The sequence below is a fragment of the Embleya sp. NPDC059213 genome (assembly GCF_042754445.1).
Taxonomy (GTDB): domain Bacteria; phylum Actinomycetota; class Actinomycetes; order Streptomycetales; family Streptomycetaceae; genus Embleya.
In genome coordinates this window covers 1-19,582 of record NZ_JBHZAV010000170.1, presented here as the reverse complement: position 1 = coordinate 19,582, position 19,582 = coordinate 1, and the positions used below count along the sequence as shown (strand labels likewise).

Annotated in this window: 18 protein-coding genes and 1 pseudogene; 13 read left to right on the top strand and 6 right to left on the bottom strand. The window is 71.1% G+C overall.

Features of this window, described 5'->3' with window-relative positions; genetic code table 11:
- Positions 1 to 191: 191 nt before the first annotated feature.
- From ACFXMF_RS38025 to ACFXMF_RS37995, 7 genes are all read left to right on the top strand, one after another.
- The gene (locus tag ACFXMF_RS38025; RefSeq protein ID WP_380021019.1) at positions 192 to 1,673 is read left to right on the top strand and encodes an AI-2E family transporter; all 1,482 of its coding nucleotides are present in this window, start codon (positions 192 to 194) and stop codon (positions 1,671 to 1,673) included.
- 202 nt (positions 1,674 to 1,875) lie between these two features.
- Positions 1,876 to 2,991, top strand: coding sequence for an ABC transporter ATP-binding protein (locus tag ACFXMF_RS38020; RefSeq protein ID WP_379990624.1), 1,116 nt, complete (start codon positions 1,876 to 1,878; stop codon positions 2,989 to 2,991).
- 27 nt (positions 2,992 to 3,018) lie between these two features.
- The gene (locus ACFXMF_RS38015) at positions 3,019 to 3,921 is read left to right on the top strand and encodes an ABC transporter permease (RefSeq protein WP_360318829.1); all 903 of its coding nucleotides are present in this window, start codon (positions 3,019 to 3,021) and stop codon (positions 3,919 to 3,921) included.
- A gap of 300 nt (positions 3,922 to 4,221) precedes the next feature.
- A complete protein-coding gene (locus tag ACFXMF_RS38010; protein ID WP_379990623.1) occupies positions 4,222 to 6,027 on the top strand; it encodes an ATP-binding protein in 1,806 nt (601 codons plus the stop codon).
- Positions 6,024 to 6,479, top strand: a complete 456-nt coding sequence (locus tag ACFXMF_RS38005) for a roadblock/LC7 domain-containing protein (protein WP_355546746.1) — start codon at positions 6,024 to 6,026, stop codon at positions 6,477 to 6,479. Before ACFXMF_RS38010 ends, ACFXMF_RS38005 begins: the two co-directional genes overlap by 4 nt.
- Positions 6,480 to 6,552: 73 nt before the next feature.
- Complete coding sequence (locus ACFXMF_RS38000) at positions 6,553 to 6,873, top strand: DUF742 domain-containing protein (RefSeq protein ID WP_360318971.1); 321 nt, start codon at positions 6,553 to 6,555, stop codon at positions 6,871 to 6,873.
- 40 nt (positions 6,874 to 6,913) lie between these two features.
- Entirely contained in the window at positions 6,914 to 7,507 is a 594-nt protein-coding gene (locus ACFXMF_RS37995; RefSeq protein WP_360318973.1) for an ATP/GTP-binding protein, read from the top strand.
- Between the two features lie 34 nt (positions 7,508 to 7,541).
- Here ACFXMF_RS37995 and ACFXMF_RS37990 read toward each other — a convergent pair whose 3' ends face one another.
- Both ACFXMF_RS37990 and ACFXMF_RS37985 read right to left on the bottom strand, forming a co-directional pair.
- Entirely contained in the window at positions 7,542 to 8,942 is a 1,401-nt protein-coding gene (locus tag ACFXMF_RS37990) for a flavin-containing monooxygenase (RefSeq protein ID WP_379990622.1), read from the bottom strand.
- A gap of 17 nt (positions 8,943 to 8,959) precedes the next feature.
- A complete protein-coding gene (locus ACFXMF_RS37985) occupies positions 8,960 to 9,709 on the bottom strand; it encodes an FAD-dependent oxidoreductase (RefSeq protein WP_379990626.1) in 750 nt (249 codons plus the stop codon).
- A gap of 44 nt (positions 9,710 to 9,753) precedes the next feature.
- Here ACFXMF_RS37985 and ACFXMF_RS37980 point away from each other — a divergent pair, with 44 nt between their 5' ends.
- Entirely contained in the window at positions 9,754 to 10,767 is a 1,014-nt protein-coding gene (locus tag ACFXMF_RS37980) for an NAD(P)/FAD-dependent oxidoreductase (protein ID WP_379990621.1), read from the top strand.
- 48 nt (positions 10,768 to 10,815) lie between these two features.
- On the opposite strand, the gene nucS is transcribed toward ACFXMF_RS37980, so the two are convergent.
- On the bottom strand, positions 10,816 to 11,475 hold the full coding sequence (nucS, locus tag ACFXMF_RS37975) for an endonuclease NucS (RefSeq protein ID WP_360318842.1): 660 nt from the start codon (positions 11,473 to 11,475) through the stop codon (positions 10,816 to 10,818).
- Between the two features lie 323 nt (positions 11,476 to 11,798).
- Between nucS and ACFXMF_RS37970 the strand changes: the two genes are divergently transcribed.
- The 4 genes from ACFXMF_RS37970 (at position 11,799) to ACFXMF_RS37955 (ending at position 15,455) form a co-directional block, all read left to right on the top strand.
- A complete protein-coding gene (locus tag ACFXMF_RS37970) occupies positions 11,799 to 12,191 on the top strand; it encodes an SCO5389 family protein (protein WP_360318844.1) in 393 nt (130 codons plus the stop codon).
- A gap of 214 nt (positions 12,192 to 12,405) precedes the next feature.
- Positions 12,406 to 13,947, top strand: a complete 1,542-nt coding sequence (locus ACFXMF_RS37965; protein ID WP_379990620.1) for a long-chain-fatty-acid--CoA ligase — start codon at positions 12,406 to 12,408, stop codon at positions 13,945 to 13,947.
- Positions 13,944 to 14,900 carry an aldehyde dehydrogenase family protein gene (locus ACFXMF_RS37960; protein ID WP_360318850.1) on the top strand — a complete coding sequence of 319 codons (957 nt, stop codon included), beginning with the start codon at positions 13,944 to 13,946 and terminating at the stop codon, positions 14,898 to 14,900. Before ACFXMF_RS37965 ends, ACFXMF_RS37960 begins: the two co-directional genes overlap by 4 nt.
- A gap of 90 nt (positions 14,901 to 14,990) precedes the next feature.
- Entirely contained in the window at positions 14,991 to 15,455 is a 465-nt protein-coding gene (locus tag ACFXMF_RS37955; protein ID WP_360318852.1) for a hypothetical protein, read from the top strand.
- On the opposite strand, the gene ACFXMF_RS37950 is transcribed toward ACFXMF_RS37955, so the two are convergent.
- Complete coding sequence (locus ACFXMF_RS37950) at positions 15,439 to 15,738, bottom strand: hypothetical protein (RefSeq protein ID WP_360318855.1); 300 nt, start codon at positions 15,736 to 15,738, stop codon at positions 15,439 to 15,441. The two genes, ACFXMF_RS37955 and ACFXMF_RS37950, sit on opposite strands and share 17 nt — an antisense overlap.
- A gap of 76 nt (positions 15,739 to 15,814) precedes the next feature.
- The gene (locus ACFXMF_RS37945; protein ID WP_360318858.1) at positions 15,815 to 17,590 is read right to left on the bottom strand and encodes a 3-hydroxybutyryl-CoA dehydrogenase; all 1,776 of its coding nucleotides are present in this window, start codon (positions 17,588 to 17,590) and stop codon (positions 15,815 to 15,817) included.
- Between the two features lie 332 nt (positions 17,591 to 17,922).
- On the opposite strand from ACFXMF_RS37945, the gene ACFXMF_RS37940 reads away from it, so the two are divergent.
- Positions 17,923 to 18,930 (top strand): LLM class flavin-dependent oxidoreductase, encoded by a 1,008-nt coding sequence (locus ACFXMF_RS37940; RefSeq protein WP_360318861.1) that lies wholly within the window; start codon positions 17,923 to 17,925, stop codon positions 18,928 to 18,930.
- Positions 18,931 to 19,113: 183 nt separating this feature from the next.
- Here ACFXMF_RS37940 and ACFXMF_RS37935 read toward each other — a convergent pair.
- A pseudogene (locus ACFXMF_RS37935) lies at positions 19,114 to 19,582 on the bottom strand (hypothetical protein); the annotation flags it as partial.

Here is a 19,582-nt window from a genome sequence, read left to right as displayed (position 1 = left end):
GGCGGTTTCTGTGCGTGTCGTTTGTGGCAGGGAGGGTTGTCCGACCTCGTGTCGGTCGGCGAGGATCGGCCGTTGGAGGACCCGCCCGCCGCCCGGCCGCATTTTCATGACGAAATCCCGGGACGCGTCGGCGAGACGCGTGTGGTACCGCATCGTCGGACCCGAGCCGGCTGAACGAGGAGCAACGGGGCATGGGTCGACTGGGCAACATCTGGCCGCGCCGCAGATCGGGGGCGCCGGCCGGCGACGGCGCCGCCCCGGATCCCGCCGCGGCGCCGGCGGCGGACGGGGCCGGCGCACCCGCCGTGCCCGCGTCGACGCCGGATCCGGCGGGTGTCGACTCGACGGCGCCGGCCAACCCGGAGGTCGCACCGGGGAGTTCGACCGAGCCGGTGCCGGTGCCGGCCCAGGTGGGGCCGGCCGATCCCGATGCGGCCGACGCGTCGCCGCGGCCGGACGTGGTCGGCGCCGGGGACGACGTCGTGGGCGCGGGTGCGGACGCGGGCACGGTCCTCCCGACGCAGGCCGACGGCAAGGGGCCCGCCACGGCGCCTGTTTCGACCCTCGCACCGCCTTCCTCCCCGGCCCCCGCCCCGGTCCGGCCGTGGACCGGCGTCGGCTCGCGGTTCGGCGAGCCGGGCCAACCGCTGCGGCGTTCCTCGCCGTTCTACATCGGCTTCATCGGCGGACTCGGGCTGATCACCGCGTGGTTCCTGGCCCAGGCGGTGATGGGCATTCAGCACGTGCTGATCATCATCCTGATCTCGTTCTTCCTGGCCGCGGGCCTGAACCCGTTCGTGGAGCGGCTGGAGCGTCGCGGCATGGCCCGCCGCTGGGCGGTGTGCACGGTCGCCTTCGGCTTCGTGCTCGTGACCGCCGGGTTCGTCACCGCGATCGCACAACCGCTGGTCGACCAGACGTCGAGCCTGATCAACTCCATCCCGGACAGCCTCACCGAGCTGCGCAACAACGAGCGGTTCCGCAAGCTGGACGAGAAGTACGACCTGGTCACCCGGGCCAAGGACTGGGCCGCCAACGCCAATACCGCGCAGAACGTGGCGGGCGGCCTGTGGGGCTTCGGCAAGATGGTGCTGACCTCGGTGTTCGACACGCTCACCGTGATCGTGTTGACGCTGTACTTCCTGGGCGCGCTGCCCAGCATCAAAAACCACCTGTACAACCTGTTCCCGAGGTCGCGTCGGGCCCGGGTGCGGCTGCTCGGCGACGAGATCCTGTCCGGGATCGGCGGCTACGTGAACGGCGCGCTGATCGTGGCCACTTGCGCGGGGTTGTCCTCGTTCATCTTCCTGATGATCCTGGGCAACGACTACGCGCTGCCGCTGGCCTTGGTGATCGCCTTCACCGACCTGATCCCGATGATCGGCGCCACCATCGGAGCCGCGGTGGTGTCGATCGTGGTCTTCTTCGACTCCCCCGGCAAGGCACTCACCTGCGTGATCTTCTTCCTGGCCTACCAGCAGTTCGAGAACTACCTGATCTATCCGCGGGTGATGAACCGTGCGGTGAACGTACCGCCGGCGATCACGGTGATCGCGGCGTTGGTCGGTGGCGCGCTGCTGGGGGTGACCGGGGCGCTGCTCGCGATTCCGATCGCGGCCGCCGTACTGCTCATACTTCGCGAAGTGGTCACCCCGCGTCAGGATCAAGCCTGAGGTTGTCAATCGTCCCTCGGGATGATGTGTGTGACTTCCCTCGCCCCTGTGGGCGGTTTCGCGCCCGTCGCGCGGCTGCCGTCGGCAGCGGCATTCCGGGCCTAAGCTCGAAACCTCGGTACTCGAGTCCCGGTACCCCGGTACCCTCGTCGGCTCGTACGCCGAAACCGTCCTGCAAACCACCCTGGGAGTGCGGCAACAGATGATCGAAGCGAGAGGGCTCACCAAACGCTACGGAACCAAGCTGGCGGTGGATCAGCTTTCCTTCCAAGTGCGTCCGGGCTCGGTGACCGGCTTCCTCGGCCCCAACGGCGCCGGTAAATCGACCACCATGCGGATGATCCTCGGGTTGGACGCGCCCACCGGCGGCAACGTCACGGTCAACGGTCGCCCGTACAACCATGTCCAGGCCCCGCTGCGGGAGATGGGCGCGCTGCTGGACGCCAAGGCGATGCACGGCGGCCGGACCGCGTACAACCACCTGCTGTGCCTGGCGCAGAGCAACGGCATCCCCAACCGCCGGGTGGACGAGGTACTCGGGATGGTCGGCCTGACCCAGGTCGCCAAGAAGCGGGCGGGCGGCTTCTCGCTCGGCATGGGCCAGCGGCTGGGCATCGCCTCGGCGCTGCTGGGCGACCCCGGCATCCTGATGTTCGACGAGCCGGTCAACGGGCTCGACCCCGAGGGCATCCTGTGGATCCGCAACCTGATGAAGCAGCTCGCTTCCGAGGGTCGCACCGTCTTCGTCTCCAGCCACCTGATGAGCGAGATGGAGGTGACCGCCGACCACCTGATCGTGATCGGTCAGGGGCGGATGATCGCCGACACCTCGATGCGCGACTTCATCGAGACCAACTCGCAGTCGTTCACGGTGGTGCGCTCGCCGCAGGTGGACAAGCTCAACACGCTGCTCCAGGGCAAGGGCGCGACGATCACCCCCGACCAGGCGGTGGCGGGCGCGTTCCGCGTGCACGAGTTGCCGCCCGCGGCGATCGGTGACCTGGCCGCCGAGCACGGCATCGCGCTGCACGAACTCTCGCCGCGCTTCGACTCGCTCGAAGAGGTCTATATGCGGATGACCCAGCACAGCGTGGAGTACCGCGCCGGGCTGCCAGGCGGCCCGCCGCCCGGCTGGGGGCCGCCCGGGATGGCGCCGCCGCCCGGCTACCCGCAGCAGGGGGGTCCGCAGTTCGCCGGTCCGCCGCCCGGTTACCCGCAGCAGGGCGCGCCCGGCGCGCCGTGGGGAGCCCCCGTCGGGGCACCGGGCACCGGCGCCCCGACCCTGTCCAAGCCGCAGTCCAACGGAAGCGAGGGCTGAGCGATGGCACAGAACACTCCGCCCCCCATGCCGCAGAACCAGCCGCACATGATGCCGCCGGCGCAGATGGCTCCCCCGCAGCAGACGCTCCCGCAGCAGGGTGGGCAGTTCGTGCCGCCCGCGCAGCAGGCGCCCTACCCGCCGGTGCACCAGATGCAGCTCGGCGGTCAGGTCGGTGGCGGCAACGCGGGCTTCGGCCGGGTGCTGCTGTCCGAGTGGACCAAGATCCGCACGGTCCGCTCGACCATCTGGACGCTGGTCGTGATGGTGGTGCTGATCCTGGGTCTGGGTGTGCTGCTCGCCGGCACGGTCAAGCCGGACACCGACGACGACTACGTGAGCGTCTCGCTGATCGGTGTGATCGTCGCGCAGCTCGCCGCCGCGACGCTGGGTGTGCTGACCATCTCCGCCGAGTACACGACGGGCATGATCCGCACGACCTTGACCGCGTACCCGCGCCGGCTCCAGGTGTTGGTGGCCAAGGGCGTGGTCTTCGCGGGCCTGATGTTCGCGGTCGGTGTGGTCACCATGGGTCTGACCGCGATGATCGGCAAGTCGATGCTGACCTCACGGATCGGCGACTCCACCGCCGATGTCGACCTGCTCCGCAGTGTCGTCGGCGGTTCGCTCTACCTGGCCGTGATCGGGCTGTTCGGGCTCGGCCTGGGCGTGTTGTTGCGGCACTCGGCGGGCGCGATCACCGCGCTGATGGGCGCCATCCTGCTGCCGATGATCATCGGCCCGTTCCTGCCGCAGTCGGTCGGCGAGAAGGTCATGCAGTACTCGCCGATGTTCGCGCTGGGCAAGCTGATCGGCGGTGGCGGCGACGACGGCGGACCGGGCCCGTGGCCCTCGCTGTTGCTGATCGCGACGTACGCGACGGTCGTGCTGATCGCGGGCGGGATTCGGCTGCGTTCGCGCGACGTGTGAGCCGGCCGGTTCCGCGGTTGGGCCCGATCGGCCGACCGTCCGCCGGGGCAATCGGCTGACCATTCGTCAAAAATGTTGGTCCGTATACCGAAAAGGTCTCGCTCGACAGTCGTCGAGCGGGGCCTTTCGGCCGTTTTGGGGGCGACTCGCACAGTCGTCGAAAGCACATCGAAAGATGGTCCGACGATATGCTCACGTCTCATGTATGGGCAGGGGGATCCAGGAACACCCAACGCAGCGGACGCGGCACCTGTGCGCGTTCCCGCTCCCGTTCACCAGAGCCGGCGCTCGGGGGGCGGAGTGGCTGCGGGGCTCGGTTCCGCGGCGGCCGTCTTCGCATTGGCGGGGATCGCGACCGCCGTCGTCCTGCTGGGCGATTCGGACACCGTATGGCAGTCGGTACTCGCCGGCACGCTGCTCACCACCGCCGTCGCGCTGTCCTCGATCGCCGCGTGGTTGCGCCATCGGGTCTCCGAGCGGCGGATCGCCCGACTGCGTGAGCTGACCGTGCGTCAGGCCGCGGAAAGCGCCCGGCTGGAGGCCGAACGCGCCCGTCTGGAGACGGAACACGACGAGTTGTTGCGCGGACGCGCCGCGCTCGCCGACGAGGAGACCCTGATGCGCGGCCGGGTCCACGACGTGTTCGTGAACCTGTCGATGCGCACGCTGACCCTGGTCGAGCGGCAGCTCGACCTGATCGAGAAGCTCGAACACGGCGAGGACGAACCCCAGCGACTCCAGGACCTGTTCCGGCTCGACCACCTCGCCACCCGGATGCGACGCAACAGCGAGAACCTGCTCGTGCTCGCCGACGCGGACGAGCGGCGCGGGCGACGCCCACCGATCCCGCTCCTGGACGTGGTGCGCGCCGGTGTCTCCGAGATCGAGCGCTATGAGCGCATCGACGTCGGCCACGTACCGCGCGCCGAGGTGCTCGGTCGTGCCGCCGACGACGTCGGCCACCTGCTCGCCGAGCTCCTGGAGAACGCCGCCGCGTACTCGGCGCCCGAGTCCCGGGTGGAGATCGGCGGCTGGACGCTGGAGAACGGCGAGGTCGTGTTGTCGGTGGACGACAACGGGATCGGCGTACCGGCGGACCGGCTCACCGAATTGAACTCGCAGATCGAACGGGACAGCACCGAGGAGGAGGCCGCCGGCGGCGGTGGCGGCCTGGGCGTGTTCGTGGTCGGCCGACTGGCTCGCCGACACGGCATCCGGGTGCAGTTGCGCCCGCGCCCGCAGGGCGGCCTGAGCGCGGTCGTGGTGATCCCGGCGACGGCCTTCAACGGTCAGGGCCCCTCGCCCGCCGAGTTCTCCGCCGAGCGCGATCGGGAACAGGAGCGCGAGCGGGACCGGATGGCCATCCCGGGCGTGGCCCCCGGCGCCCGGGCCATCCCGCCCGGCGCGGCCCGACTGGCGTTGCCGGCGGCCCGGCCGGTCGAGGCCGGTGCGCCGCCCGCCGTCGCGGTCGATCCGCCGACGCGGGCCGGGGCCGCCGCGCCGCGCGGTCCGGTGGTGCCGCGCGAGGACGCCGCACCACCCGCCCGGACACCCAAGGGGCTGCCCAAGCGCACGCCGGCCGCCAACCCCGCGCCGACGCCGGAGGAGGCGACGGCCAAGCTGACCGCCCCGGGCGCGCTGTTCGCGGCCGGCGAGGCGGTCGAGGCCGGGACGGCAGCGGCCGACGGGGCCACGGCTTCGGCGAAGCCGGCCGCCGTGGTCGCGCCGCCCGCCCGGCGCGGTGCCGCGGTGTCGAAGTCGGCCAAGGCCGTTCCTGCTCCCGCTCCCACGAAGCCGGACTCGGCCGCCGGTGGGGACGGCACGGGGCCCGCCGTCTCCGCGGTCGGCCGCACCCGACGCGGGTTGCCCAAGCGCCTCGTGGCGGGCGACAACAGCGGTGCGATGCGCGTCGTACCCGCCGCGGACGCGTCCCGGGACACCGGCACGCTCTCCGCCGACGAACTGCGCAAGCGGCTGACCGGCTTCCAGGAGGGTCTGGAGGCGGCTCGCCGGGAGGGCGAGGCGACCGACCCGGTCGTGTCGTCCGACGAAGAACCCACCTTCCCGCCGCCCGCGCGGGAGGAGACAGGAGGTGGAGACCGGTGACCGGGTCGAATGGCACCACGGCACGCGACGTCGACTGGCTGGTGGCCGGCCTCGCCGGGGATGTCCCGGGGGTCCGCGAGGTCGTCCTGGTCTCCTCCGACGGCCTGATGCTGGCCAGCGCACGCGGCCCGGACGCGGCCGCCGGAGCGGCGGACGCGGAAGAGCAGCTCGGCGCGATCGTCAGCGGCCTGGTCGCCCTGGCCGAGGGCACCTCGCGCGTCCTCGACATGGGCGCGGTTCGCCAGGAGATCGTCACGATGGCCGAGGGCTACGTCGTGGCGATGTCCATCAGCGACGGCTCCTGCCTGGGCGTGCACGCGGGCGGAACCGCCGATCTGGGCGTGATCGCCTATCAGATGACCTCGTTCGTACGGCGCGCCGGCCACGTCCTGACACCGGCCCTGCGCGCACAGATGCACCAGGACCGTGGAGGTGGTCGCGTTGGCTCCTGACGACGGGTATTCCGATCACGACGCAGAGCGGGGGTACGCGACCCGGCCCGACACGGGCGGTCGTACCTCGCGGGTGCGTCCCTACACGCTGACCCGAGGCCGCACCCGGTACGGCCACGTGTTGCTGGTCGAGACGCTGGTCACCACGCTGGACTGCCCACAGGACGGCACCGGCGACATGCCGGAGGTCGCCCGGATCGTGCACCTGTGCCGGGGCGTTCGCTCGGTGGCCGAGGTGGCCGCGATCCTGCACATGCCACTCGGCGTGGTGCGGGTGTTGATCAGCGACCTGGCCTCGCAGGGCCGCATCAGTGTGTATCAGGCCGAGCACGAGGCCGGCCGACCCGATCGCGCGCTGCTGGAGAGGGTGCTCGGTGGACTACGCAAGATTTGATCTCGGCGGGCTCGGCGGACTCGGCGACGAGGTCCCGGCCATCCCGTTGCCCGCTCCGGGGGCCGGCGGTCGCCGGATCGGCGAGGGGCCGCCAATCACCTCGACGAAGATCGTCGTCGCGGGCGGCTTCGGCGTCGGCAAGACCACGCTCGTCGCGGCCGTCTCGGAAATCCCGCCGCTGACCACCGAATCGGTCATGACGGTGCTCAGCGAGGACGTCGACGACCTGTCCGGCCTGCCCGAGAAGCGCACCACCACGGTCGCCATGGACTTCGGCCGGATCACCCTGGAATCCGACCTGGTGCTCTACCTGTTCGGCACCCCGGGACAGAACCGCTTCTGGTTCATGTGGGACGACCTGGTGCGCGGCGCGGTGGGCGCGATCGTCCTGGTGGACACCCGGCGGCTGGAGGACAGCTTCCCCGCGGTGGACTACTTCGAGCGCTCCGGCATCCCGTTCGTGGTGGCGGTCAACCTCTTCGACGACGCACCGCGCTATCCGGAAGAGGACCTGCGCGACGCCCTGTCGATCGGTCCCCGTACTCCGATGACCGAATGCGACGCGCGAATCCGGGAGAGCGCGGTGGACGCGCTGGCCGAATTGGTCGTGCACGCGCTCGACTTCGCCCCCTAGGACGGCACCGGGGCGGGCGGCCGGGGACTCCGACTCAGGCCGATCGGGTCGCCAGCCGGTAACGGTAGGTGCGCCACGGCCAGTTCGTGGTCACCCGCCCGTCCGCCCCCTTGTACCAGCTCGTACAGTCCGCCTCCAACGCCGTGCCGGCCAGCCCGGCGACCAGCGCCCGGTGCGCGGCCAGATACCGGTCCTCGCCCACCTCGTGCACCCGCCCGCCGCGCAACTTCCGGACCACATAAGCCACCTGACTCTCGATCATGTAGACGATCGAGTTGTGTCCCAGGTTGGTGCCCGGCCCGTACAGCAGGAACAGGTTCGGAAAGCGCGGCACGTCGATGCCCAGGTGCGCCGCCGCCCCCTCCCGCCACACGTCGTGCAACCGCACCCCGTCGCGCCCGACGATCTCCATCGGCCGCAGGAACTCGGTGGCCAAGAAGCCCGTTCCGTGGATCAGCGTGTCCACGTCGTAGCCGCGCACGGCGGTCCGCGGCCCGCGCGCGGTCACCTCGGTGATCGGGTCGGTGACCAGCTCGACGTTGTCCCGGGTCAACGTCGGGTAGAAGTCCTGCGAGATCAGGATGCGCTTGCACCCGATCGGGAAGTCCGGCGTCAGTCGCCTGCGCAGGTCCGGATCGGCGATCTGTGCGGCCAGGTGACGCCGGGCCGTCTTCTCCACCAACGTGCCCCTGCGATCGCCGCGCACCGCCCAGTAGACCGCGGTCTCGCCGCGCAGGTAGGTCGCCCCGCGCACGGCCAGGCGGGCCGGCGGCACCAGCCGGAACACCCGGCGGGCGGTGGGCCCGTAGGCCCGATCCGGCTTGGGCACCACCCAGTTCGCCGAGCGCTGGAACACGTACAGCTTCCGGACCCGTTCGGCGATCCGGGGCACGAACTGCACCGCGCTGGGCCCGGTACCGATCACCGCGACGGTACGGTCGGTCAGGTCGTGATCGTGCCGCCACCGCGCGGAGTGGAACGCGGTGCCGGCGAACGTGTCCAGGCCCGGCACGTCCGGCAGCCGCGGCCGGTTGAGCTGCCCCACCGCCGAGACCACCGCACGGGCGCTCACCGACCCGCGCGAGGTCTCCAGGTGCCACACCGATTCGTCGGGATGCCAGCCGGCCGAGAACACCTCGGTGTCGAACCGGATCCGTCCGACGACGTCGAACCCCTCGGCACACTCGTGCAGATAACGCAGGATCTCGCGCTGCTCGGGGTACACCCGGGACCAGTCGGCGCGCTGCGCGAACGAGTAGGAGTAGAGCACCGACGGGATGTCGCAACCCGCGCCCGGATAGGTGTTGTCCCGCCAGACGCCACCGAGAGCGTCGGCCTTCTCGTACACGGTGAAGTCGTCGATGCCGGCCTGCCGGAGCCGAATCGCCATGCAGATCCCGGCGAATCCGGCTCCGATGATCGCGATCTCCGGCATCGTGAACCCCCTTGTGGTCAGGGCCAATACGGTCTGATCAGGTCGAAGGCGTTGGGCAGGCCGAGCCGGTAGCGCAGATCGTCCGCGCGCCGCCAACCGGCCAGTGCCGGCTCCTGGTAGAGCGTGAACACCGTCGCCGGGGCGGCGTTCGAACCGGCCGCGTGCAACACCGCGTTGGCCGCCATCCGTCCGCTTTCGTTGGCGCCTTCCATGGTGGCGAGGTTGATGGTGTTGCGTACATAGTCGCCGGCCAGGAACAGGTTGGGGATCCGGGTCGTCGCCTCCGGCCGGTCGTCCCACGAGCCGATCGTGTTCACCAGGAGCGGTTCGTCGTTGGCCACGCTCGGCAGGCCGGCGTCGGTGATCCCGGGGTCCAGGAACCACGAGTGGATCTGCGCGTCCGGCACCGACGTGGCACCGCCGTCCAGGTTGGCCCGCACCTGCGCGAGCACCTCGTCCACGATCTGCGCGGGCGTGCACTTGCGGGCGCTCACCCCGTAGAGGATGCCCGGGTCGTCCCAGTCGGACAGATCCAGCGACAGTACGTCGTGCACGCTGCCGTCGCCGTACCGTGCCGCGAAGTCACCGCGCCAGAACTGGGCCTGGCTGATCGAGGTGACCGCCCAGGGCGCGTCCATGTACGCGACGTGGCCGTGCGTGATCGGGGTCGGCCGGCGCAGATAGATCATCAGGCCGTTCATCCAGTCCGTGGTCAATCGGCGCAGTCGGCCCAACGCCGGGTCGACGGCCACCAGTTGCGGGGTCATCAGCGGCACGGCCCGCTCCACCGGCACCGCGAGCACGTATGTGTGTGCGCCGCTCCGGCCTGGACCAGGCCCTGGTGGACACCGCCCGCGCGGCCGGTGCCGAGGTACGCGAGGGCGCCCGCGTCACCGGCCTGGTGTGGTCCGGCGATCGGGTCACCGGTGTCCACGTCCAGGAGCGCGGCGCGGCCTCGTACACGCTCCGCGCCCCGCTGGTCGTCGGCGCCGACGGCCGCCGCTCGCTGATCGCCAGGGAGGTCGGCGCGGGCAAGCCGCACACCACCAACGTCAACCAACGCGCCTGCTACTACGCCTACTACGACGACCCGCGCACCGAATGGCGCGGCACCGCCGCGATGTGGCGCACCGGCCGCGAACTGGGCACCGCGTTCCCGTGCGACGGCGGCCTGACCCTGGTCCTGCTGATGCCGCCCCGGGAGCGCGCCGACGCCTTCCGCCTGGGCCTGGAGGGCGAGTACGACCGCACCCTCACCCTGCTGCCCGGCCTGGCCGACCGACTCGCCGGCTGCACCCGAACCACCAAGATCGTGCGGGCCACCGACCTGCCGTCGTACTTCCGCCACTCCACCGGCCCCGGCTGGGCGCTCGCCGGCGACGCCGGTCACTTCAAGGACCCGGTCACCGCGCAGGGCATCCGAGACGCCCTCCGCTTCGGTCGCCTGCTCGGCGAGGCGGTCGCCCCGGTACTCGACACCCCGACCCGCCTCGACGCGGCGACCGCGTCCTGGGAACACCGTCGAGACCACGAATGCCGCGAGACCTACCACTGGACCAACACCCTGGCCCGGTCCACCGCCGTATCGCCCCTCGAAGAAACCCTCATGCGCTCGATGGCCACCCGCCCGGAAGGCTCCCGCCCCCTCCTCGACGTCTACTCCCGAATCCGCAAACCCTCCGAACTCATGACCCCGAGGGTGCTCGCCACCCTGCTGGCCCGCACCCTGACGCGTCCGGGCGTGGACCGTACCGCCGTCCTGCGCACGGCCCTCACCGAGGCCCGCTCCCGACTCGCCACCCACCGATCCCTCCGCCGGCGATAGCGGCCATCGGCTCTGCGACGAACCGCGCGAACGGCCGGCCGACCGGTGTCAGAACAGCTTCAGCTTGTCGTCCTCGGTGCCGCGCAGCGCGTTGTAGTCCAGGGTCACGCAGGTGATGCCCCGGTCCACCGCGAGTACGCGGGCCTGGGGCTTGATCTCCTGGGCGGCGAAGACGCCCTTGACCGGGGCGATCAGCGTGTCGCGGTTGAGGAGTTCGAGGTAGCGGGTGAGTTGTTCGACGCCGTCGATCTCGCCGCGGCGCTTGATCTCGACCGCGACGGTGGTGCCGTCCGCGTCCCGGCACAGGATGTCCACCGGGCCGATCGGCGTCGGGTACTCGCGCCGGATCAGCGTCCAGCCGGCGCCGAGCGCGTCGAGCCGGTCGGCCAGCAGCTCCTGGAGGTGCGCCTCGACACCGTCCTTGACCAGACCGGGGTCGATGCCCAGCTCGTGCGACGTGTCGTGCAGCACTTCCTCGATCGTGATGATCAGCTTCTCGCCGGCCTTGTTGATCACCGTCCACACGCCGTCCCCCTCCTTGAGGGTGCACGGCGGACTCATCCAGTTCAGCGGCTTGTACGCGCGGTCGTCGGCGTGAATGGACACGCTTCCGTCCGACTTGACGAGGATGAGCCTGGGGGCGGACGGCAGGTGGGCGGTGAGTCGCCCGACGTAGTCCACGGAGCAACGGGCGATGACGAGACGCATACCCCGACGCTACCGCCTCCGGCCCACCTCCCCCGGCCATCCCACCCGAGCCCCCACGACACGTGTGACGCACCTCATGACGACCCTTGCCCCGGCCGATCCGATACCGCGTGCACGCGTCGGGCCGCAGGCCGTGTTCACCGACCGTTCGCTATGGAGCAACGTGTACCCGATGTCCTACGGTGAGTCAGGAGACGGTGCGGGTCGGGCGGATGGGCGTTCGGGCGTGTCGTGATCGACGCATGGGCGCCAACTGCCAGGTACGAGACACGACCCGAAGCGCCGGGCGGAACTTGCGTACGTCCCGGCCGGAAGGAGCACCCATGTCGCTCGATGTGCCTCCGAAGCTGTTGGAACAGGCCGAACACGGGGACGTGGACGAGGCCGAGTTCGTCGACTGTGTGCGCACCTCGCTGCCCTACGCGTGGAATCTCGTCTCCTCGTTGGTGACGCAACTCCAGGTGGACGGCGGTCCGTTCGCGGACAACCAGGTGCCGCCCGGCACCGAGGCCGAGCGCGGGCAACTGTTGCGCGCGTTGGCCTCGGACGCGATCCGGGGCTCGATGGAACGGCATTTCGGGGTCCGGCTCGCGTTCCAGAACTGCCACCGGGTCGCGGTCTTCCCGGTCGAGGGTCTGGACGCGGACCGGTACGCCAAGTTCACCTCGATCCGAGGCCAACTGCTCAACCAGTCACCGACCCTGCGCGACTGCTGACACCGAGCGCGACCCTTCGGCGGCGCGGGCGGGCCTGACGGCGTGCCCGCGCCTTCGCATCCGGGCGTCCGCGCCATCCGCGCCTCCGCACCATCCGCGCGCCCGCACCGTCCAGGCATCCACACCGCCCCGCACACCCACACGCGTCCGGGCGGATCGCCCGCCCGCGCACACCCCTGAGCCCCTCCCTCCCCTCCCCCGCGAGGAGCAGCCCATGGGCATCACCCAGCCATTGCACCGATGGGCCCAACAAACCCCCACGCGCCGGGCCGTGATCGACGGCGACGCGGGCCGCACGTTCCACGAACTGCGCGAGCGGGTGGCCCGGTTCGCCGGCGCCCTGCACGGGCTCGGCGTCCGCGCGGACGACCGGGTCGCGATCCTGGCCCTGAACTCCGCCCGCTACCTGGAGTGCCTGAGCGCGATCCCCTGGGCCGGCGGCGTACTGAACCCGGTGAACATCCGCTGGAGCACGGCCGAGATCGCCTTCTCCCTGGACGACTCGCAGTCCCGCGTGCTGATCGTCGACGACGCGTTCGCGGCTCTGGTGCCCGCGTTGCGCGCCGCCTCGTCGAGCGTGCGCGAGGTCGTGCACCTGACCGACGCGCCCACCGGACCCGGGATGCACGACTACGAGGCACTGCTCGCCGCGGCCGAGCCGATCCCGGACGCCGATCGCGGCGGCGCCGACCCGGCCGGGATCTTCTACACCGGCGGGACCACCGGATTCCCCAAGGGCGTGATGCTCTCGCACGCCAACGTGCTCGCCTCCGCGATGGGCGGCCTGCTCGCCACCGCCCCCTACCGGGTCGCGCCGGACGCCCGTGTCCTGCACGCGGCCCCGCTGTTCCACATCGCCGGGTTCGGGGTGTGGCTGATGAACTCGATCGTCGGCACCCCACAGGCGGTCCTGCCGGCGTTCGACCCCGAGCAGGTCGCCGCGACCATCCAACGCGAACGGGTCACCGAGATCTTCCTGGCCCCGACCATGGTGCAAATGATGCTGGAGCACCCGAAGTTCGCCGGGTACGACCTGTCCACGCTGCGACTGCTCACCTACGGCGCGTCGCCGATCACCGCCACGCTGCTGGGCCGGGTGCTCGAAGCGCTGCCGGACACGGCCCTGATCCAGGCCTACGGCCAGACCGAACTCTCCCCGCTGGTCACGCTGTTGTTGCCGCAGGACCATCTGGACGCGGACCCGGTGAAGCTGCGCTCGGCCGGCCGGCCGTGCCACCACGCGGAGGTACGGGTCGTCGGCCCGGACGAGCGGGAACTCGCGTGCGGCGAGGTCGGCGAGATCGTCTCGCGCGGGGACCACGTGATGCTGGGGTATTGGAATCGGCCGGAAGAGACCGGACAGGCGCTGCGCGGCGGCTGGATGCACACCGGCGACCTGGGCTTCATGGACGCCGAGGGCTATCTGACCGTGGTCGATCGGCTCAAGGACATGATCGTCACCGGTGCGGAGAACGTGTACAGCGCCGAGGTCGAGAACGCGGTCAACACCCACCCGGACGTGGCGGGCTGCGCCGTGATCGGCCTGCCCGACCCCGAGTGGGGCGAGCGGGTGCACGCCGTCGTGGTGCCGCATCCGGGCCGCGAGCTGACGGCCGAGTCGCTCCGGGCCCACGTGAAGACGTTGATCGCCGGCTACAAGGCGCCCAGGAGCGTCGAGTTCGTCGAGGCGCTGCCGCTGACCGCGGCCGGCAAGGTGCAGAAGTCGGTGTTGCGAGAGAGGACGAACCAGCCGTGACCACGACCGTGGAGACCTTCGCCTCGTTCGACCCGGCGACCGGCAAGGAGTTGGCCCGCTACCCGATCCACGACGCCGGGCAGGTGCGCGCGGCGGTGGACCGGGCCCGGGTCGGCGGCACCTGGTGGGCCGGCCTGGCGCCCGCCGAGCGGCGCCGCCGGATGCGCGCCTGGGCCGCCGAACTCGTGCGCACCCGCCACACGTTGGCCGCGCTGATCCACGACGAGACCGGCAAACCGCACGACGACGCGTTCCTGGAGCTGCTGTTGGGCCTGGAGCACATCGCCTGGGCGTCGGCGCACGCCGCCCGAGTGTTGCGCCGGCGTCGCCTGCCCAGTGGCCTGGCGATGGCCAACCACGCGGCGTACGTGGAGTATCGGCCGTTCGGTGTGGTCGGCGTGATCGGACCGTGGAACTACCCGGTGTTCACCCCGCTGGGCTCGATCGCCTACGCCCTCGCGGCGGGCAACACGGTGTTGTTCAAGCCGAGCGAACACACCTCGGGGGTGGGGGTGTTCCTGGCCGACGCGTTCGCCCGGGCCAATCCGGACGCGATGGCGGGCGTGTTCGAGGTGGTCACCGGCGGCGGCTCGACGGGTGCCGCGCTGTGCGGGGCCGGCGTGGACAAGCTGGCCTTCACCGGCTCGGGTGCCACCGGCACGCGGGTGATGACCGCGTGTGCGCGCACCCTCACGCCCGTGCTGATGGAGTGCGGCGGCAAGGACGCGGTGATCGCCTTCGCGAGCATCCCGGCGTTGCCGTTCGGCGGAGTCGGCGCGAGCGGTTTCGGCCGCATCCACGGCGCGGACGGGCTGCGCGAGTTCGCCCGACCGCAGTCGATCACCCGGCGCTTGTTCCGGACACCGATCGAGCCCACGTCGTTCGCCCGCACCCGGGGCACCATGAAGCTGCTCGACCGCTACGTCGCCCTGCGCTTCGGACGACGAGCCTGAGTGCGGCGACCGGACCGACCCGTCCGACGCACACCCGACGGTCGAACGTACTCTCGACAAACCCACGGCCGGCGGGCACGATCGCGGCTTATGACGTTGACCCGGGGGATCGTGACGTACGCGGCCGTGGTGACCTTGAGCATCGAGGCGCTGGCGGCGAGCATCGGCTGTGGCGTGGTCGCGCCGATCGTGTTCCTGAATGTCCTGGCCGACCGGTACGGCGACCGACCCGAGGGCCGACAGGCCATCGCGGGCACCGTCGGTGTCACCTTCCTCGTCCTGCTCGCCCTGGTGATCACGATCTGGTCGATCTGGGCGGTGAGCAACCTGCGCGACCGGCTGCGCACCGGCTCGACCTCCCGGGTCGGCCTGATCGGCGCGGCCGGGATGCATGTGGCGGCTTCGGCGGTCGCGCTGCTCTTCCCGCTCGTGCTCGCGGCGACCCTGCCCATCCTGGCGCTGCTGCTCGCGGCGACGCTGGCGACCCGACCCCGGCGGCCGGCCGGTCGACGCATGGCCACGGGGCGGGACCGGGCGTCTACCGTCGCCGGGTGATCCGTCGTTGCCCGCGGCTGTTCCAGCACGGGCGATGCCAGTGCCGACGCTCTTCGACCCGGCCGTCCGCGGACCACGCGACCAGGTGCGGCACACCCGGCGGGATCTCGTGGTCGCACCCGGGGCAACGATAGGTCTTGGTCGCCGCCTGACCGCTGATCGGACGCACCAGCCACTCCCCGTCCGCCCCCGACTCGCGCTCCTCGAAGCCGAGGCTGGGGTCGCGGGGCTCGTCCCGGTCGACGATCCGGGAGCGGCTGGTGGGCTTGTTACGACGCGGCACACAAAAAGGGTACGGGTGCACGTGGTGCGTGCGCCCGTACCCCTCTCGTACTACTGCCCCCGACCGGTCCGCCCGCCTACCGCTTCGCGTAGTCCCGGAACCCGCGACCGGTCTTGCGGCCGAGGTAGCCCGCCGTGACCAGGTGCTCCAGCAGCGGCACCGGCGACCAGCCCGGCTCGCGGAACTCGGCGAACAGCACCTTCTGAATGGCCAGCGAGACGTCCAGCCCGACCACGTCGAGCAGTTCGAACGGGCCCATCGGGTAGCCGGCGCCCAGCTTGATCGCGGTGTCGATGTCCTCGGCCGTCGCGTAGTTGGCCTGGAGCATGCGCACCGCGTCGTTCAGGTACGGGAACAGCAGCGCGTTGACGATGAAGCCCGCGCGGTCGCCGCAGTCCACCGCGTGCTTGCGGGTCCGACGACAGACCTCGTGGATGGTGGCCACCACGTCGTCCGAGGTGGCGACCGTACGCACCACCTCGACCAGCTTCATCACCGGCGCCGGGTTGAAGAAGTGCATGCCGACCACGTCGCCGGGCCGCGAGGTGGCCACCGCGCAGTCGATCACCGGCAGCGAGGAGGTGGTGGTGGCCAGGATCGCGCCGGGCTTGCAGATCTCGTCGAAGTTCTCGAACAGGGCCTGCTTGACCGACAGTTCCTCGACCACGGCCTCCACGACCAGGTCCGCGAAGGCCAGGTCGTCCAGCCGGGTCGAGCCGGTCACCCGGGCCAGCGCCTCGGCCTTGGCCTCCTCGGTCAGCCGGCCGCGCTGGATCTGCTTGTCCAGCGAGCGCACCAGCGCGGTGCGCACCCGCTCGACCTTCTCCTCGCTGCGCGCGACGTAGACCACGTCGTAGCCGGACTTGGCGAACACCTCGACGATGCCGGTGGCCATCGTCCCGGTGCCCACCACGCCCACCGCACGCACCTCGCGCGCCGTGCCGGCGACCGCCGCGGACTCGCCCGCCTCGGCCACCACGACCGGCGAGCCGGCCTGCTCGTAGGTGTAGAAGCCACGACCGCTCTTGCGCCCGAGCAGCCCCGCGGTACGCATCTGCTTGAGGATCGGCGCGGGCGCGTGCAGGCGATCGCGCGACTGGCGATACATCTGCTCCAGGATCTCGTACGCGGTGTCGATCCCGACCAGGTCGAGCACCGCGAGCGGACCCATCGGCAGACCGCAGCCGAAGCGCATCGCAGCGTCGATGTCCTCGCGCGTGGCGTACTTCTGCTCGTACATCGACGCCGCGTGGTTGAGGTACGCGAACAGCAGCCCGTTGGCGATGAACCCGGCCCGGTCGCCGGCCACCACCGGCGACTTGCCCAGCCGCTCGGCGAGCGCGACCACGTCGGCGAGCACCTCGGGTTCGGTGACCACCGTGCGGACCACCTCGACCAGCTTCATCACCGGCGCGGGGTTGAAGAAGTGCAGCCCCACCACGTGCGAGGAGCGCGCGGTGGACACCGACAGCTCGGTGACCGACAGTGAGGAGGTGTTGGTGGCCAGGATGGTGTCCGGACCACAGATCTTGTCGAGCCGAGCGAAGAGTTCCTGCTTCTGCTCGAGCTGCTCGGGTATCGCCTCCAGGACGAGGTCCGCCGCGGCCACCGAGTTCAGGTCGGTGCCCAGGGTGATGCGCTCGAAGATGTCTCGCTGCTGGTCCTCGGTCAGCTTCCCACGCGCCGCCGCGCGGGCGGTCGACTCGGCGATCCGGGCCCGGCCGCGCGCGATGGCCTCGTCGGAGACGTCCACGCCCACGACGGTGAGTCCCGCCCGGGCCAGGACCTCGACGATGCCGGCACCCATGGTGCCCAGGCCGACCACACCGACCGTGCTGATGTCACGGGTCATCTGCTGTGCTCCTCGCTGCTGAAATGGCGTCTCCCGAACGGGAGTACGCCTTGGTTACTGCGAAGTAGTACCGCGGGGTTCCAGGAGTATGGCAGCCCCTGTGAGACAGGCACAGGCCGGTGGGATGTGCCGTTCGCCTCGGTCCGTCCCGAATATCTGTTCGGGTGGATGATCGAGTGTTCCCGTCGACGATCGGGCGCGGGTGCCGTCCTGTCGATAGCCGCCCGGTCGGGTGGAAAACCATCAGTGGTGAAGGATTACCTCCGAGGTCCTTCGAGCGTTGTGTTGTCTGTGGCCGCAGGGCCGACGGGAACACGGACAAGGAGGACGCGATGAAGTTGGGCATCTTCCTGCTGGCGGCACAGTTCGACGCGGGCGATCACGGTGAGGTGCTCACCGGTGCCATGGACGCGGGAATCGCCGCGGAGGAGGCCGGGTTCGACGAGGCGTGGATCGCCGAACACCATTTCGTGCCGTATGGGTTGTGCCCGTCGGCGGTCACCTTCGCCTCCATGCTACTGGGGCGTACGCACCGAATCGGGGTGGGTACGGCCATCAGCGTGCTGTCCGACCAGCACCCGGTGGCGCTCGGTGAGCAGACCGCCCTGCTGGACCAGCTCTCCGGCGGCCGATTCACCCTGGGCGTCGGGCGCGGCGGGCCGTGGGTGGACCTGGAGGTCTTCGGCACCGGGCTGCGCCGGTACGACGAGGCATTCCCCGAATCGCTGGACCTGCTGATGCGCTGGCTCACCCACCAGCGGGTGGGCGCCGAGGGCGAACACTTCGCGTTCCGCAAGGTGCCCGTGGTGCCGCGCCCGCGCACCTACCCGCACCCGCCGGTGATCGTCGCCTGCACCTCCCGCGAGAGCGCCTCGTTGGCCGCCCGACACGGCCTGCCGATGTTGCTGGGCATGCACGCCGACGACGCGGAGAAGGCCGCGATGGTCCGCACCTACGAATGCGCCGCGTCCGCGTGCGGCCGGGACCCCAACGCGGTCGAGCACGCCGCCGCGAGCGTCGCCTACGTCGCGGACACCTGCCGCGAGGCCACCGACACCCTGCGTCGCGCGATGCCCAGGTGGCTGCGCCGGGGCCTGTCCGCGCACGTGACCGCCGACGACCGGCAACGCCACATGCGCGACCCGGCCGAGTACACCGACTTCCTGTGCCGCATCCACCCCGTCGGCTCCCCCACCGACTGCGTCCGCCGCCTCACCCGCACCGCCGAACGCACCGGCATCAACCGTTTTCTCCTGTTCACCGAAGGCGCGGGAGCCCCGTCGATGACCCTGGAGAACGTGCACCGCTTCGGCAAGGAAGTACTCCCGGCCCTGCACTGACCCGGCCCATCCCCCGAGCCCACCACCGACCCGAACCACCGTCGTGTTCGTCTTCGCGTTCGGCGTGCCGTCCCCGCGGCTGCCGCCGAACGTGGACCGGCCGTCCCGCGTGGCGTCGGCGATCCTCGATCGGCGTCGGGTTCCGGCCGCGGGGTTCGCCGCCGGCTAGGGGGATGAGCCGGCTCAGGTGCCTCCGCCGTCCGCCGGGGCTTGGATCGGGGCCGAGGCGGAGGTGGTCGACGCGGGCGAGCTCGGCGGCGGTGCCGAGGTCGTCGCCGGTGCCGAGCTGCCGGTGTGAGACGGGGAGTTGGCCGGGCTCGACGAGCGCGGCGAGTTGGCCGGTGCCGAAGCGGTGGCCGAGCTCGACGACCGCGGCGTGCTGCCGGTCGTCGTCGTCGCGGCACCCGTCGAGCCGGGTTTGTGGCTGCCGGTCGGCGGAGCCGGCTTGTCCCGGTCGGACTTGGGTTCGGCCTCGACGCCTCGGTTGGGCGTGTTCGGGTCGTACGCCGCCGAGCCGGTGGAGCCCACCGGGCGGCGGTGGTCCTCCTTGTCCGGCGAGTCCGAACCCATCGCGACCACCGCGGCCAGGGTGACCACCAGGACCACGGCCGCGCCCGCCGTCATCAACACGCCGCGTCGGCCGATCCCGCCG